At 56.2% G+C, this 16914-nt stretch carries 11 protein-coding genes and 4 tRNA genes; 13 read left to right on the forward strand and 2 right to left on the reverse strand.

Features of this window, described 5'->3' with window-relative positions:
- Nucleotides 1-99 precede the first annotated feature (99 nt).
- The 3 genes from ARC85_RS03465 (at nt 100) to ARC85_RS03475 (ending at nt 5498) form a co-directional block, all read left to right on the forward strand.
- Nucleotides 100-1779: a glutamine--tRNA ligase/YqeY domain fusion protein gene (locus ARC85_RS03465; protein ID WP_286714295.1), complete on the forward strand. Its 1680-nt coding sequence runs from the start codon at nt 100-102 to the stop codon at nt 1777-1779.
- Nucleotides 1779-3170: a cysteine--tRNA ligase gene (gene cysS, locus ARC85_RS03470; protein WP_121206794.1), complete on the forward strand. Its 1392-nt coding sequence runs from the start codon at nt 1779-1781 to the stop codon at nt 3168-3170. The genes ARC85_RS03465 and cysS overlap by 1 nt, the downstream gene beginning before the upstream one ends.
- Nucleotides 3171-3317: 147 nt before the next feature.
- On the forward strand, nt 3318-5498 hold the full coding sequence (locus ARC85_RS03475; protein ID WP_286714296.1) for a malate synthase G: 2181 nt from the start codon (nt 3318-3320) through the stop codon (nt 5496-5498).
- Nucleotides 5499-5582: 84 nt separating this feature from the next.
- On the opposite strand, the gene folD is transcribed toward ARC85_RS03475, so the two are convergent.
- A complete protein-coding gene (folD, locus tag ARC85_RS03480; protein ID WP_121206792.1) occupies nt 5583-6443 on the reverse strand; it encodes a bifunctional methylenetetrahydrofolate dehydrogenase/methenyltetrahydrofolate cyclohydrolase FolD in 861 nt (286 codons plus the stop codon).
- A 219-nt stretch (nt 6444-6662) separates the two neighbouring features.
- On the opposite strand from folD, the gene ARC85_RS03485 reads away from it, so the two are divergent.
- The 10 genes from ARC85_RS03485 (at nt 6663) to ARC85_RS03530 (ending at nt 15960) form a co-directional block, all read left to right on the forward strand.
- A tRNA-Pro gene (locus tag ARC85_RS03485) sits at nt 6663-6739 on the forward strand.
- A 32-nt stretch (nt 6740-6771) separates the two neighbouring features.
- Nucleotides 6772-6848 (forward strand) — tRNA-Arg (locus tag ARC85_RS03490).
- An 88-nt stretch (nt 6849-6936) separates the two neighbouring features.
- A tRNA-His gene (locus ARC85_RS03495) sits at nt 6937-7012 on the forward strand.
- A gap of 65 nt (nt 7013-7077) precedes the next feature.
- Nucleotides 7078-7162 (forward strand) — tRNA-Leu (locus ARC85_RS03500).
- 218 nt (nt 7163-7380) lie between these two features.
- A complete protein-coding gene (gene tig / locus ARC85_RS03505) occupies nt 7381-8685 on the forward strand; it encodes a trigger factor (protein WP_286714297.1) in 1305 nt (434 codons plus the stop codon).
- A 163-nt stretch (nt 8686-8848) separates the two neighbouring features.
- Nucleotides 8849-9484: an ATP-dependent Clp endopeptidase proteolytic subunit ClpP gene (clpP, locus tag ARC85_RS03510; protein WP_011785318.1), complete on the forward strand. Its 636-nt coding sequence runs from the start codon at nt 8849-8851 to the stop codon at nt 9482-9484.
- Between the two features lie 76 nt (nt 9485-9560).
- Complete coding sequence (gene clpX / locus ARC85_RS03515) at nt 9561-10844, forward strand: ATP-dependent Clp protease ATP-binding subunit ClpX (protein ID WP_011785317.1); 1284 nt, start codon at nt 9561-9563, stop codon at nt 10842-10844.
- Nucleotides 10845-11019: 175 nt separating this feature from the next.
- Nucleotides 11020-13437, forward strand: coding sequence for an endopeptidase La (gene lon / locus ARC85_RS03520; RefSeq protein WP_286714298.1), 2418 nt, complete (start codon nt 11020-11022; stop codon nt 13435-13437).
- Nucleotides 13438-13675: 238 nt separating this feature from the next.
- Nucleotides 13676-13948: a non-specific DNA-binding protein Hbs gene (gene hbs, locus ARC85_RS03525; protein WP_008174603.1), complete on the forward strand. Its 273-nt coding sequence runs from the start codon at nt 13676-13678 to the stop codon at nt 13946-13948.
- A 158-nt stretch (nt 13949-14106) separates the two neighbouring features.
- Entirely contained in the window at nt 14107-15960 is a 1854-nt protein-coding gene (locus tag ARC85_RS03530; protein WP_199452178.1) for a SurA N-terminal domain-containing protein, read from the forward strand.
- Nucleotides 15961-16014: 54 nt separating this feature from the next.
- On the opposite strand, the gene ARC85_RS03535 is transcribed toward ARC85_RS03530, so the two are convergent.
- Nucleotides 16015-16887, reverse strand: a complete 873-nt coding sequence (locus tag ARC85_RS03535) for a MurR/RpiR family transcriptional regulator (RefSeq protein WP_011785314.1) — start codon at nt 16885-16887, stop codon at nt 16015-16017.
- Nucleotides 16888-16914 lie beyond the last annotated feature (27 nt).

Genomic DNA, 16914 nt, shown 5'->3' on the forward strand with positions numbered 1-16914 from the left:
CCGGTGCATGAGTCCGGCATGGATTTGTGAGTATAATAGGCGGTTTAAACGGAGCATCCGGACAGCTCCCATGATTCATTCCCTGTTAACAGAGATTGTATGAGCGCCGAGTCGAAGAAAGCCCACAATTTTATCCAGAGCCTGATTGAAGACGCCATCGCCAAAGGGGAGCACACCGGCAAGGTGGTCACCCGCTTCCCCCCGGAGCCTAATGGCTATCTGCACATTGGTCATGCCAAATCGATCTGTTTGAACTTCGGCATTGCCGAAACCTTTAACGGTGTGTGCAACCTGCGCTTTGACGACACCAACCCGGAAAAGGAAAACCAGGAGTATATCGACGCTATCAAGCAGGACGTGGAGTGGCTGGGCTACGAGTGGGCCGGCGAGGTGTGTTACGCGTCGGATTACTTTGATCAGCTCTATGCCTTTGCCGAAGAGCTCATTCAGAAAGATAAGGCCTATGTCTGTGCCCTGAATGCGGAGCAGATGGCCGAATATCGGGGTTCGCTGAAAGAGCCCGGCAAGAACAGCCCATACCGGGATCGCCCGGTAGAGGAAAGCCTGCAGCTGTTCCGGGACATGCGCGACGGCAAGTTCCAGAACGGTGAGTTGGTATTGCGGGCCAAGATTGATATGGCATCCCCGAATATCAACCTGCGGGACCCGATTCTGTACCGGATTCGCTACGCGGATCATCACCAGACCGGCAGCAAGTGGTGCATCTATCCGATGTACGACTTTACCCATCCGATCTCCGATGCCCTGGAAGGCGTTACTCATTCCCTGTGTACCCTGGAATTCGAGGATCACCGGCCACTGTACGACTGGGTGCTGGATAACATCACCATTCCCTGTCATCCGCGCCAGATCGAATTTGCCCGGCTGAATCTGAACTACACCATTACCAGCAAGCGCAAACTGAAGCGGCTGGTGGATGAAAACGTGGTGGACGGCTGGAACGATCCCCGGATGCCGACGATTTCCGGCATGCGCCGTCGTGGTTACACACCGGAGTCCATTCGCAACTTCTGCGACATGATCGGCGTGAACAAGGCCGGTGGCACCGTGGATGTCGGTATGCTGGAGCACGCTATCCGAGAAGATCTGAATAACCGTGCGCCTCGTGCCATGTGCGTGATGCGTCCGCTCAAGGTCACCCTGACCAACTACCCGGCTGACCAGACGGAGACCCTGACTCTGCCGGTGCATCCACAGAATCCGGATATGGGCGAGCGGGAAGTGACCTGGAGTCAGACCCTGTTTATTGACCGGGAAGATTTCGAGGTAGAGCCGCCACGCAAGTGGAAGCGGCTGGCCCCGGAACAGGCGGTGCGGCTGCGCGGTGGTTACGTGATGACCTGCAAAGAAGTTGTGCGTGATGACAGCGGCGAGATTGTCGAGCTCAAGTGCGAATACGACCCGAATACCCTGGGCGTGAACCCAGAGGGCTACAAACCCAACGGCGTGATTCACTGGGTGTCGGCCAGCGACAGCGTGGAGGCGGATATCAATCTGTACGACCGCCTGTTCAACCACGAGTCTCCGGACAGCGACAAGGAAGGCGATTTTCTGGATCATCTGAACCCGGAATCTCTGGTCGTTCTCAAAGGTGCCCGCGTTGAGAAAAGTCTGGCTCAGCCCCGCACCGATCTGCCGTACCAGTTCGAGCGCGAGGGATACTTTTTCTGCGACCAGGAACTGACTGAAAAAGCTTGCAAGCCGGTGTTCAATCGTACCGTAACGCTGCGGGATTCCTGGGGTAAGGGAGGCAAGTAATGCGTATCTACAATACGCTGACACAGCAAAAGGAAGCGTTCAAAACCCTGGAGCCTGGCAAGGTTCGTATGTACGTGTGCGGCATGACGGTCTACGACTATTGCCATCTGGGCCATGCCCGGGTGCTGGTGGCGTTTGACGTGGTGACTCGGTACCTGCGGCATCGCGGATACGACGTACACTACGTGCGGAACATTACCGATATCGACGACAAGATCCTGCGCCGGGCGGATGAAAACGGTGAGGTGTATACCGACCTGACCGACCGGATGATCCGGGCCATGCACGAGGATGAGGCGAAGCTCGGCGTGCTGTCACCCAATGATGAGCCTCGGGCGACTGCCTTTATCGACGACATCATTGCCATGATCCAGAAGCTGATCGCCGGTGGCCACGCCTACGCTGCCGATAATGGCGACGTGTACTTTGCCGTGGAGTCTTTCCCGGATTACGGCAAACTGAGCAAGAAAAAGCTGGAAGATCTGGTAGCCGGTGCTCGAGTGGATGTGCAGGAAGCCAAGCGCAGCCCTGCGGACTTTGCGCTCTGGAAGGCCGCCAAGCCAGGCGAGGTGAGCTGGCAGTCGCCGTGGGGCGAAGGGCGCCCCGGATGGCATATTGAGTGTTCCGCCATGTCCACCAAGTGCCTGGGTGATACCTTCGATATTCACGGTGGCGGGCCGGATCTGCTGTTCCCTCACCATGAAAACGAAATCGCCCAGTCAGAATGTGCCACTGGCCACACCTTTGTGCACACCTGGATGCATGCTGGCGCCATTCGGGTGAACAAGGAAAAGATGTCCAAGTCGCTGGGCAACTTTTTTACCATTCGCGAGATTCTGGAAAAGTACCCGGCGGAAGTGGTTCGCTATTTCCTGGTGTCCAGCCACTACCGCAGCCAGGTGGATTACTCCGAAGACAACCTGGCGGAGGCCGGGCGAACCTTGACCAAGCTCTATCATGCCCTGCGGGGTATCGTGCCGGCGAAAGAAGCGGATGTAGCGGAAACGGACCACGACCGTCGTTTTGCCGAGGTAATGGATGATGATTTCAATACTGCTGGCGCCATTGCCGTGCTGCATGCAGTGGCGAATGACATCAATCATTACCGCCGGGAAGGTGATGAAGAAGCCGCCAAGCGCAGCGCGGCCGTTCTGGTGCGGCTGGGTGCTGTGCTCGGTCTGCTGCAGCAGAACCCGGAAGCCTTCTTTCAGGCGGATACCGGCAGTGAGCTGACCGCCGAGGACATCGAGGCCATGATTCAGGCCCGTGCCGATGCCCGCAAAGCCAAAGACTTTGCGGAGGCTGATCGCATTCGCGATGATCTGCTGGAGAAGGGCATTATCCTGGATGACAGCCGAGAAGGAACCACCTGGCGCCGGAGCCAGGACTGAGTTGATTCGCGCAATGTCGCATTGTACCGGTGGGAATGACCTTGTAGGGAATTTCACGTACAATGCGGCGCTCTAATCAGAACGTCCCCGCGCTTTCAGGCGCCATCAGGGGAGTCGGGAACTACAAACCCATTGAGGCAAGCAACGATGACAGAACGCGTTCAAGTTGGCGGCATCCAGATCGCCAAGAATCTGTACGATTTTGTAAATAACGAAGCGATTCCGGGCACCGGTATTGACGCTGACAAGTTCTGGGCCGAGTTCGACAAGATCGTGAACGAGCTCGCTCCGCGCAATCGCGAGCTGCTGCTCAAGCGTGACGAAATCCAGGAAAAAATGGATACCTGGAACCGCGAGCACAAGGGCCAGAAACTGGACATGGCCGAGTATAAGGCGTTCCTGAAAGACATCGGCTATCTGGTAGATGAGCCGGCGGATTTCAAAATCTCCACCTCCAATGTGGATCCGGAAATCGCCACCATGGCTGGCCCGCAGCTGGTAGTGCCGGTCATGAATGCCCGTTTCGCCCTGAACGCGGCTAACGCCCGCTGGGGTAGCCTGTACGATGCCCTGTACGGTACTGACGCTATTTCTGAGGAAGATGGTGCTGAGAAAGGTCGTGGCTACAATCCGGTTCGTGGCGCGAAGGTGATTGAGTGGGCCCGCAACCTGCTGGATGGCTCTGCGCCTCTGGCTTCCGGCAGCCATAAAGACGCCGCAAAATACTACATCGATGGCGGCAAGCTGGCGGTTAAACTTCAGAATGGTGACGTGACCGGCCTGAAAGACGAGGCCGGTTTTGTGGGTTACACCGGCGCTGCCGATGCTCCCACCGGCGTTCTGCTGGTGAAAAACGGCATGCATTTCGAAATCCAGATCGATGCCAGCCATCCGATCGGCAAGGATGACGGTGCCCACGTTAAAGACGTTCTGATGGAATCGGCCCTGACCACCATCATGGACTGCGAAGACTCCGTTGCCGCGGTAGATGCTGATGACAAGGTTGTCGCCTACAAGAACTGGCTTGGTCTGATGAAGGGCGATCTGGAAGAGTCCTTCGAGAAGGGCGGCCAGATGATGACTCGTCGCATGAATGGCGATCGCACCTACACTGGCGCCGATGGCAGCGAGCTGACCCTCAAGGGCCGCAGCCTGCTGTTCGTTCGTAACGTTGGTCACCTGATGACTAACCCGGCCATTCTGCTGAAGGATGGTAGCGAAATCCCCGAGGGTCTGATGGACGGCCTGGTAACGTCCCTGATCGCCATCCACGACCTGAAGGGCGACGGCAAATTCCAGAACAGCACCAAGGGTTCTGTGTACATTGTTAAGCCCAAGCAGCACGGCCCGGAAGAAGTGGCGTTCACCAATGAATTCTTCGGTCGTGTTGAAGACGCTCTTGGTCTGCCGCGCTTCACCCTGAAAGTGGGCATCATGGACGAAGAGCGTCGCACCACGGTGAACCTGAAGGCCTGCATCCACGCGGCCAAAGAGCGCACCGTGTTTATCAATACCGGCTTCCTGGATCGCACCGGTGATGAGATTCATACATCCATGGAGTTGGGTCCCTTCATCCGTAAGGGGCCGATGAAGCAGGCCGCCTGGATCAACGCCTACGAGCAGTGGAACGTGGACATCGGCCTGGAAGCCGGTCTGTCTGGCGTTGCCCAGATTGGTAAGGGTATGTGGGCCATGCCGGATCTGATGGCAGGCATGCTGGAGGCCAAGATCGGTCATCCGAAGGCTGGTGCCAACACCGCCTGGGTTCCGTCTCCGACAGCCGCTACCTTGCATGCCACTCACTACCACCAGGTGAACGTGTTTGATGTGCAGAAAGAGCTGGCCAACCGTCAGCGCGCGTCTCTGGACGACATCCTGACTGTGCCGGTGATGGAGGATCCGTCGTCCTTGAGCGCCGAGGACATTCAGCAGGAACTGGACAACAACGCCCAGGGTATCCTTGGCTACGTTGTACGCTGGATCGACCAGGGTGTGGGCTGCTCCAAGGTGCCTGACATCAACGATGTGGGCCTGATGGAAGACCGTGCGACACTGCGTATTTCTTCGCAGCTGCTGACCAACTGGTTGTACCACGGCATCTGCTCTGAAGAGCAGATCATGGAAACCATGAAGCGCATGGCTGCGGTTGTTGATAAGCAGAACGCTGGTGATGCGGCATACCGCAACATGGCTCCGAACTTTGATGACAGCATCGCCTTCCAGGCCGCTGTGGATCTGGTTCTGAAGGGTCGCGAACAGCCGGCCGGTTACACTGAGCCGCTGCTGCACGCTTACCGTCAGAAGGCCAAGGCCAAATACGGGCAGTAAAACGCCCGTCCATAAAAAACCCCGCTTCGGCGGGGTTTTTTATTGGGGTTGCCCCCGCTGACGAAGAGTTCGTGGGATGGCGCGTCAGGTGTCGGCGTGCAGCACGTCGGCGGCGTAAAGGGTGTTTTCCAGCAGGGTGGCAATGGTCATGGGGCCGACGCCGCCCGGTACCGGGGTGATGTAAGCCGCACGCTCTGCTGCAGCGTCAAAATCGACATCGCCACAGAGTTTGCCATCATCCATCCGGTTGATGCCCACATCAATGACGGTGGCGCCGCGTTTGACCCACTCGCCCTTGATGATGCCCGGTTTGCCCACTGCGGCCACCAGGATGTCTGCTTCCCCAACAAATTTCTCGAGATTGTCGGTAAATCGATGGCATACCGTTGTCGTGGCTCCCTTTAGCAGCAGTTCCATGCTCATGGGGCGACCGACAATGTTGGAGGCCCCGACAATAACTGCGTGCTGGCCTTTGTAGGGGGTGCCAATGGAGTCCAGCAGGGTGATGACGCCTGCCGGTGTGCAGGGCCGCAGGGTAGGCTTGCGCTGCATCAGGCGGCCGATGTTGTAGGGATGAAAGCCGTCTACGTCCTTGTCGGGCCGTATCTTTACCAGAATCGGATCAGCATCCAGGTGCGAGGGCAGGGGAAGTTGAACCAGTATGCCGTCAACGGCGGGGTTCTCGTTCAGCTCGTCAACCAGCGCTTCCAGTGCCGCCTGGGAGGTATCTTCCGGCAAATCATAGGACAGCGACAGGATGCCTGCCTGCTCGCAGGCCTTGCGTTTGTTGCCAACGTATACCTGGGATGCCGGATCGTGACCGACCAGTACCACGGCCAGCCCGGGCGCTCTCAGGCCCTTCTGTTTTCTGGCTTCGACACCGGCGGCCACCTGTTGCCGGACCTGTGCAGCAATTTCTTTTCCGTTAATCAGTTTGGCGCTCATGTTTCCGTCTTGTCGGTTTGGGCGTAAAAGTGAAGGCCGGGCATTGTCTCATGCTTCAGGGTTAACGCCAATGTAGAGGGGTGGTCGGGAACTCCAGCGGTTACAGGTGGTCACTTATAGGACTGTCTCGGCAAGGAATTTTCAATTCCGTGTTGACGGACGCGATCGGCGCCGGTAATATGCGCGCCAACTTTGCTGAGGCACTTGTTGTTCAGTTAACGGGGTATAGCGCAGTCTGGTAGCGCGCCTGCTTTGGGAGCAGGATGTCGGGAGTTCGAATCTCTCTACCCCGACCACTTTCTGGATATTCAGGTGGGCGAACGGTCAAGCGCCCGTAGCTCAGCTGGATAGAGCATCCGCCTTCTAAGCGGATGGTCGCAGGTTCGAGTCCTGCCGGGCGCGCCATCTCGTTAATCGCAGATTGGTACCGGACTCGCCGAACCAGCAAAGTTGATGTTAGCAGTAGCGTGCCGGATGGCACCTCCCTGATGTGGTGGACGTAGCTCAGTTGGTAGAGCTCAGGATTGTGACTCCTGCGGTCGAGGGTTCGAACCCCTTCGTCCACCCCACTTTTCCCCTTGTTTGTTTCCGCGTACCCTGATTCCTTGTTATGGTTCAGAGCGACGCCGGATATGCGAGAGTGGCGGAATTGGTAGACGCACTGGATTTAGGTTCCAGCGGGGCAACCCGTGAGAGTTCAAGTCTCTCCTCTCGCACCACCCTTTCTTTTTTCTGATTTGTCCCCATTGTGTTTCCGTATCGCGTTGTTATGCGCGTCTCAAACCCATATTCAGGGTGGCCGGGTGATTCTCTCGGCGGGGCAAACCGTGATAAACTACCGGCTTTTAATTTTGCGTCCCTTTGGGGTGAGCTGCTCCTGCCGGGATTTTGGTTTAATTTTCATTCACCTACAGAATCTGTAATTTGAGGAACTTCCATGCAAGTGTCTGTTGAAACGACCTCCAACATCGAGCGTCGCATGACGATTGGTGTGCCCGCCCAGGAAATCGACCAGGCGGTTCAGAAACGCCTGCAGGAAACTGCTCGCACCGTGCGCCTGAACGGTTTCCGCCCTGGCAAGGTTCCCATGAGCGTGGTCAAGCGTCGTTTTGGTGACAGCATCCGCCAGGAAGTGGTTGGCGAGGCTATGCGCGACAACTACATCAAGGCGCTGCAGGAGCAGGATATCAATCCGGCTGGCTGGCCCAAGCTGGAGCCGAAGACCATGGAAGAAGGCAAGGATCTCGAGTTTGTCGCGATTTTTGAGGTTCTGCCGGAAATTGAGCTGGGTGATCTGAGCAAGATCAACGTTGAGAAGCCGGTGTCTGAAGTTGCCGACAAGGATATCGACAATATGATCGATAACCTGCGTCGCCAGCAGGCCACCATGAAAGAAGTCAAGCGCAAGTCCAAGAACAAGGACATTGTGACTATCGACTTCAAGGGCTCCATCGATGGGGAAGAATTCGAAGGTGGCTCCGCTGAAGGTCATCGTCTGACCCTGGGTTCAGGTCAGATGATCCCTGGTTTTGAAAAGGGCATTGTGGGTGGTAAAGCCGGCGAAGAGCTGGAAATCGATGTCACTTTCCCTGAGGACTACCATAACGAAGACCTGGCGGGTAAAGATGCCAAGTTCGCTATCACTATCCACAAGGTAGAAGAGCCGCAGCTGCCGGAGCTGGATCAGGAATTCTTCAAGCGTTTCGGCATCGAAGCTGAAGACGAAGCCGCTTTCCGCGAGGAAGTGAAGAAGAACATGGAGCGCGAGCTCAAGCAGGCAGTATCCAACAAGGTCAAGAACGACGTTGTAGATGGTCTGCTGGAGACCACCGAGCTGGAAGTACCTGCGGCTCTGGTTGACCAGGAAATTGATCGCCTGCGTCAGGACGCCGTTCAGCGCTTTGGCGGGCAGGTGGATTTCCAGCAATTGCCGAAGGAAATCTTCGAAGAGCAGGCGAAGCGTCGTGTGAAGACCGGTCTGCTGTTCCAGGAAGTGGTCAAGAAAAATGACCTGAAGGCTGACGAAGCGAAAGTGGAAGAAAAGATCCAGGAGATCGCTTCTACGTATGAACAGCCGGACGAGGTTGTTGCACACTTCAACAGCAACCCGGATCAGAAGGCTCAGGTTGAGTCTTCTGTACTGGAAGATGCCGTGGTTGAATTTGTGCTTGGCGCGGCCAAGGTAAAAGAGAAGAAGATGAAGTACGAGGAAGCGGTGCAGGCCGGTCAGCCCCAGCGCTGATGGCCGCCGGGCTCTGGCCCGGTGCCGTGTTCTGGAAGCAGCCGGCGTGTCCGGCTGTTTTCATCTGGGCGATCTGCTGGCAGAGTATATGGGGTACCGGAATACAACGGGCTCCCGTTGAAGCAGGAGTCCAAACCATTGTCCATAAGGAGTTCAGGCGCACATGACGCAGAAACCGTTTGATGGCCCTACAATGATAACCAGCTCAGGCCTGGTGCCGATTGTTATTGAACAGACGGCACGCGGCGAACGTTCGTTCGACATTTATTCCCGTCTGCTCAAGGAGCGGGTGATCTTTCTGGTTGGCCCGGTTGAAGATCACATGGCAAACCTCGTGGTTGCCCAGTTGCTGTTCCTGGAATCCGAAAATCCGGACAAGGACATCCACCTTTATATCAACAGTCCGGGTGGCTCTGTTTCCGCTGGCATGTCCATTTACGACACCATGCAGTTCGTGAAGCCGGACGTAGCAACGCTTTGCATCGGCCAGGCAGCCAGCATGGGGGCTTTCCTGTTGTCGGGTGGCGCGAAGGGCAAGCGTGCCTGCCTGCCGCACTCCCGTGTAATGATTCACCAGCCGCTGGGCGGCTATCAGGGGCAGGCGACGGACATCGAGATCCATACCCGTGAGATCCTGAAAATCCGCAACACGCTCAACGAGCTGCTGGCGGAGCACACCGGTCAGGACATCGAGACCATCGCCCGGGATACCGACCGTGATAATTTCATGGATCCTGCCCAGGCCAAAGAGTACGGGTTGATCGATACAATACTTGATAAGCGCGTATCGAATAAATAATACTGAAAGTCATCGCATCACTACCGGCCGGCGTACACACTGATGACACCGGCCAACGAAGAACAGAGGTATTTCAATGGCAGATGAAAGAAACGGCAGAGGCGACGATAACGGCAAGTTGCTCTACTGCTCGTTTTGTGGAAAGAGCCAGCATGAAGTCCGTAAGCTCATTGCAGGGCCCTCGGTGTTCATCTGCGACGAGTGCGTTGATCTGTGCAATGACATTATCCGGGAAGAGATTCAGGAGAACGCCCCGGAGGAGGCCAGCGACCGGCTGCCCACGCCGGCAGAGATCCGTGAGACTCTGAATGAATATGTTATTGGCCAGGATCGCGCCAAGGTCGTTCTGTCTGTAGCGGTGTATAACCACTACAAGCGCCTTCGCTACGGCGAGGGCAAGAGTGATGTCGAGCTGGGCAAAAGCAACATTCTGCTGATCGGTCCCACCGGTAGCGGTAAGACCCTGTTGGCGGAAACCCTTGCGCGCATGCTGAATGTTCCGTTTACCATCGCGGATGCGACCACGCTGACCGAAGCAGGCTATGTGGGTGAAGATGTTGAAAACATCATCCAGAAACTGCTGCAGAAGTGCGACTACGATGTCGAAAAGGCCCAGCGCGGTATTGTCTACATCGACGAGATCGACAAGATTTCCCGCAAGTCCGATAACCCGTCCATCACCCGGGATGTATCGGGTGAGGGTGTACAGCAGGCTTTGCTGAAGCTGATCGAGGGTACTGTCGCTTCGGTTCCTCCTCAGGGTGGGCGTAAACACCCCCAGCAGGAATTCCTGCAGGTGGATACCGGTAACATCCTGTTTATCTGTGGCGGTGCCTTCGCCGGCCTCGACAAGGTTATCCAGGAACGCTCTGAGCGCAGTTCCATTGGCTTCTCGGCTACAGTCAAGAGCCAGGACGACAGCAAGAGCACTGGCGATATCATTCGCGAAGTCGAGACCGAGGATCTGGTGAAGTTTGGCCTGATTCCGGAATTCGTCGGCCGTCTGCCTGTGGTGGCCACGTTGACCGAACTGGATGAAGAAGCACTGGTGCAGATTCTGACCGAGCCCAAAAACGCCCTGACCAAGCAGTATCAGAAGCTGTTTGATATGGAAGGGGTGGAGCTGGACTTCCGGGAAGACGCCCTGCGCGCAGTGGCCAGAAAAGCCATGGAGCGCAAGACCGGTGCCCGTGGTCTGCGGTCGATAATGGAAGCGACCCTGCTGGATACCATGTATCAGATTCCCTCTGAGCATGATGTCTCCAAGGTGGTGATCGACGAGAGTGTGATCAAGGGCGATTCAGAGCCCTTCAAGATCTACGCCAGCAGCGATCACGCCAAGGCGGTGCCCGAAGACTGAGCGGGCACAGGGCGTAGAATACCGGGTGATATAAAAGGGGCGTTCAACGCCCCTTTTTCATCTCAGGCCCTTATCGTTTGCTCCCTGATATTTCCCATCGTAAAAAGATTGCAATTTTTGTCAGCGCCCCAATGTTGGGTGATATGCTGAAAGAAATACTGTCAGAGGATTCCCCATGACCCGTATACCTGATGAAACTGTGCACGAATACCCGCTGCTTCCTTTGCGTGATGTGGTGGTGTTCCCGCACATGGTGGTTCCGCTGTTTGTGGGCCGCGAAAAATCCATTCAGGCGCTGGAAGCGGCAATGGAGGGCAGCAAGGAAATCCTGCTGGTAGCCCAGAAAGATGCCTCCACCGACGAGCCGGGCCCGAAGGATGTATTTGCCATGGGCACCCTGGCGACGGTGCTGCAGATGCTTCGGCTGCCGGATGGCACCGTCAAGGTTCTGGTAGAGGGTAATTCCCGAGCCAGCATTTCTGACATCGAGGAAGGCGATTACCTGTCCGGCCAGGCCATTCTGATGGATGAGGAATCCTTGCCGGAGCGCGAGGAAGACGTCCTCACCAAGACCCTGATGGACGAATTCGAGAAGTACGTGAAGCTGTCCAAAAAGGTGCCATCTGAGGTTTCCAATGCTTTGACCGGTATCCACGAACTTGAGCGTCTGGTCGATACCATGGCCGCGCATCTGGAGATGCGGATTCCCGAGAAACAGGAGTTGCTGGAAGCTCTGGACGTTCGTAAGCGGGTTGATCTTCTGCTGGGCAAGCTGGACGGTGAGATTGATCTGATCGAAGTGGAGAAGCGCATCCGTGGCCGTGTGAAAAAGCAGATGGAGCGCAGCCAGCGCGAGTATTACCTGAACGAGCAGATGAAAGCGATCCAGAAGGAAATGGGCCAGCTCGGTGAGGGTAATAACGATTTCGAGGAACTTGAGCAGAAGCTTGAGGAAGCCGGTCTGCCGGAAGAGGCCCGGAAGAAAACCGAAGCAGAGCTGAACAAGCTCAAGATGATGTCTCCGATGTCCGCGGAAGCTACCGTGGTGCGCGGCTACATTGACTGGATGCTGGCGGTCCCCTGGAAGAAGCGCAGTCGGGTTCGTCACGACCTTGAAAAGGCCCGTGAAATCCTGGACCGGGATCACTACGGCCTGGACGAGGTGAAGAAGCGTATTCTGGAGTATCTGGCGGTTCAGAGTCGGGTCAAGAAGGTGAAAGGGCCTGTGCTTTGCCTGGTAGGGCCTCCCGGGGTTGGCAAGACCTCCCTTGGCCAGTCCATCGCCAAGGCCACCAATCGCAAATACACCCGCATGGCGCTGGGTGGTGTGCGTGACGAAGCCGAGATACGAGGCCACCGCAAGACTTACATCGGCGCGCTGCCGGGCAAGTTGTTGCAGAAGCTTTCCAAGGTGGGTGTGAAGAACCCGCTTTTCCTGTTCGACGAAATCGACAAGATGGGCATGGACCATCGTGGCGATCCGGCCTCGGCTCTGCTTGAGGTGTTGGACCCGGAACAGAACCATACGTTCAATGACCACTACCTGGAGGTCGATTACGACCTCTCTGATGTGATGTTCGTGTGTACCTCCAACTCCATGGATATTCCACCGGCACTGCTGGACCGCATGGAGATCATCCGGATTCCCGGATACACCGAAGATGAGAAGGTCAATATTGCGTTGCGTTACCTTCTGCCCAAGCAGCTCAAGGCCAATGGTCTGCGCAAGGACGAACTGAAACTGCCGGAAGAGACCATTCGGGACCTGATCCGCTACTACACTCGGGAAGCCGGTGTACGGGGTCTTGAGCGCGAAATCGCCAAGATCTGCCGTAAGGTGGTGCGTGAGCACGTAGAGAGCAGCACCAAGGCCTCGGTGACCCTGACGCCGGATCTTCTGGAGGATTACTCAGGCGTCAAAAAGTTCAAATACGGACTGGCAGAAGAAACCAACCAGATCGGACAGGTGACCGGTCTGGCATGGACCCAGGTCGGGGGCGAGCTGTTGACCATAGAGTGTGCTTTGACGCCAGGTAAGGGTCGTGTCGTTAAAACCGGCTCGCTGGGTGACGTTATGCAGGAATCCATTCAGACGGCACTTACGGTGGTCCGGAGCAGGGCGGCCGGCCTGGGTGTGGCGGATGATTTCCACGAAAAACACGATCTTCACGTGCATGTACCTGAGGGAGCAACCCCGAAAGATGGCCCGAGTGCCGGTATTGGTATGTGTACAGCACTGGTTTCTGCACTGACCCGAATTCCCGTTCGGGCGGATGTAGCGATGACCGGTGAAATCACCTTGCGAGGTCGCGTTCTGGCGATCGGCGGCTTGAAGGAAAAGCTGCTGGCAGCCCATCGCGGCGGCATCAAAACTGTCATCATCCCGGATGAAAATGTCAGGGATCTCAAGGAGATACCGGACAACATCAAGGAATCGCTGGAGATCCGCCCGGTCAAGTGGATTGATGAGGTTCTGGATATTGCGCTGGCCTACCAGCCGGATCCCCGGTCTGAAAATGCTGACAAGGAAACCGGCAAATCGGCCACTTCTGATGATTCCGGCGACGCTGCAGAGCGCATAAATACACATTAAACACCGGATGAGTTGTTGACACGCCTGAGAGCCCGTTGGTATAACTGTTTCGCCGTGAAGCAGCCAATACCAAGGGCTCCCGCGCAGTAAGTGCCTATTCCGAACACCGGTTTAATGCCGCAAGGAATAAAAAAACTGAAGAATGGAATTCTCCCATCGCTTATGCGATAGTCGAGAACGTCCGCGAAAAAACAAACCGACCTATAACATCTTCAACCTGAAATCGAAGGGGTTTAGTGTGAACAAGTCCGAACTGATCGATGCAATTGCAGAGTCCGCAGACATCTCCAAAGCCGCAGCTGGCCGTGCGCTGGATGCCATGACCAACTCTATCACCGGTGCACTGAAGAAAGGCGACCAGGTTACCCTGATCGGCTTTGGCACCTTCTCTGTGAAAGAGCGTGCTGCCCGTACTGGTCGCAACCCGCAGACTGGTGCAGAAATCAAGATTCCGGCCTCTAAAGTGCCTGGATTCAAGGCAGGCAAGGCCCTGAAAGACGCCGTTAAGTAACGGTTCTTTCTCTGGCAGTTCCCGGTTTCGGGAACTGCCATCAGAATTCAAGGCGCATTCCGGTAAGGGTGCGCCTTTTTGCGTGTTAACTGTGGCTCTCTCAGCTTTCGCCTCACCACTACCAACAGCAGAACCTTGAACAGGGATTCGAGAACAACATGCTTCAAGATATTCGGGATAACGCCCAGAGTACGATCGCCAAGGTTATCGTTGGCCTATTGATTATTTCCCTCTCGATCTGGGGAATGGATGCCATCATCGGCGGCTTCACTGGCGAGCCAGAAGTGGCAACGGTTAACGGCCAGGACATCACCGAGCGGGAGTTTCTGCGCACCGTACAGATGGAAAGCCAGCAGCGCCTTATGCAGATGGAGAATCCGGATCAATCCCTGTTGGACGAAGATCAGATTCGCCGCGACGTGCTGGATGCGCTGATCCGGGAGGCCGTGCTCACTCAGGACGCTCAGAGCCAGGGGCTGGAGCTGACCGACGCCGACATCGATTCCCTGATTACCCAGATGCCCCAGTTCCAGGTGGATGGCCAGTTCAATCGTGATCGGTTTGTAGCCACAGTGCGCAATCTGGGCATGGGCGTTGCCGAGTTCCGCGAAAGCATGCGCAAGAACTATGTGGTAAACCAGATTCGCGCGGCGATCGTCCAGACTGGTGTCGTGGCACCTGAGAATGCAGCCCATTTGCTGGCCATTCAGAATCAGACCCGTGACTTCCGCGTGCTGACCCTTGATGGCAGTAGTGTTCAGGACAAGGTGGATGTGACCGAGGCGGACGTGCAGGCGTACTACGACGAGAACCGTGACCAGTTTCGTCAGCCAGAGCAGGTGGATGCTGCCTACATTACCCTGTCCCAGGGAGCGTTGGCGGAGTCCATTGAAGTTGCCGAAGATGAAGTGCGGGCCTATTACGAGGAGCGTGCTGAAGAATACGCGCGTGAAGAACGCCGTGCCGCCCACATTCTTGTAGAGGCCGGTGATGAAGGGCAGGAGATTCTTGCAACCATCCAGCAGCGTCTTGAAGACGGTGAGTCGTTTGCCGTCCTGGCCGAGGAATACTCAGTCGATACCGTCTCTGCGCAGGAAGGTGGTGATCTCGGTTTTGCCGGCCGTGGTGTCTACGATGAAGCCTTTGAAGACGCTCTGTTTGGGCTGGAAGAAGGCGAAGTTTCTGGTCCGGTTGAGACCAGCTTTGGTCTTCATCTGATCAAGCTGGAAGAGGTGCGCCGCTCCGATGTGCCTGCCTTTGACGAGTTGCGTGAAGATCTGCGACTCGAATTGGCCAGAACCAAGGCCAGTGAGCGTTTTGCGGAAGTTCGCTCGCAACTGGCTGATGCGGCCTACGCCGCCGACGATCTTGCCAGCCCGGCCGAAGAGCTGGGTCTGGAAATTCGGGTGGTCGAAGGTGTCAGCAGGGATGGCGGTGCAGCACCCTTTGATCATGCGGGTCTGGTACGTCAACTGTTCTCTGAAGATGTACTTGAGGGTGGCTACAATACCGAGCTGATCGACGTGGGTGATAACGTGTCGGTCGTTGCCCGGGTGCGCGAGTATCACGAACCGCGCCAATTGGAGTTGGCCGATGTGGAGCCGGAGATTCGTCGGATTCTGGAGAGAACCGAAACCCGGGATGCGCTGGCAGCCCGTGTTGATGAGCTCGTGGCTCAGCTTGAATCCGGTACCAGTGCTGACGAACTTGGTGCCGGTGAATGGCAGCAGTTTGAAGATCAGGGCCGGAGTGTGTCTGGCCTGAGCCCGCGCGTGGTGCAGGAAGTGTTTTCCATGGCCCGCCCGGATGGTGACTCGCCAACCGTTGGCCGCGCCGTTACGGCCGATCAGGCTGCTGTCATTGTGCTGACCGGTGTCAACGAAGGTGAGGTTGATCAGGAAGGTGCGGAATACCAACAGCTGATGCGTTTCCTGGCGCAGCTGGAGGGGCAGCGTGAATATACCGCCTACCAGCAGTACCTTCGCAATACAGCTGAGGTTGAGCGGAACTGATTTGCTGTAGACCTCGAAAAAAAGCCCCCTTTCGGGGGCTTTTTTGTGAGCGGTTCATTCTTTCGGATATCGGGTAGCTTTCAGGCTTTCCTTGATTTTCTTGAGATGGCCCAGAAAATCCGATCCACGTTTCAGCGTTACACCGGTTGCGAGGATGTCGATGACCGTCAAATGAATAATTCTGGAAGACATGGGCATGTACACTTCTGTGTCTTCCGGGGTTGTGACGCCAACCACCACCGTACAGAATTCCGCAAGAGGGGATTCCGGGTTTGTTATACCAATAACCGTTGCGCCGTTCTCTCGCGCCACTCTGGCGATATCAACGCTTTCCTTGGTTCGGCCGGTGTATGAGATCATTACGATCACATCTCCGACCTGCGCCCCTGCCGCCACCATTCTCTGCATGAGAGCGTCGTCGTATGAGGTTACGGGAATGTTGAATCGAAAAAACTTGTGCTGGGCATCGAGTGCGACCGACGCGGAGCCGCCCATGCCAAAAAAGTGGATCTGTTTTGCCTGGATAAGATAGTCGATGGCCGAAGCTAGCGCTTTGTGATCGAGTGACTGGCGAGACTTATCCAGGTTGGCAATGGTGCTGAGCATGATTTTGTCAGCGAATTCAGCCACGGTGTCGTCGGGCTCTATATTCTGGCCGACATAGGGTGTTCCTGTCGCAATGCTCTGTGCTAATCGGATCTTGAAGTCCGGGAAGCCCGTCGCTGAAAAACTCCGACAGAATCGGTTTACAGTAGGTTCGCTGACATTGGCCGCCCGGGCCAGGGCTGCAATGCTGTACCGCGTTGCAGCGCTGGGGTCCTTAAGAATCGCTTCTGCCACTTTGCGCTCGGACTTGTTCAGATTATCCAGGCGTTCCTGAATATCTTCCAGCAGATTCTCTTCCCGGTGCGCGTGACTGGTTGTCATGAATGGATGCTCCGTTGATCTCTTGGG

Source organism: Marinobacter sp. tcs-11 (assembly GCF_002049515.1).
Lineage (GTDB): Bacteria > Pseudomonadota > Gammaproteobacteria > Pseudomonadales > Oleiphilaceae > Marinobacter > Marinobacter nauticus.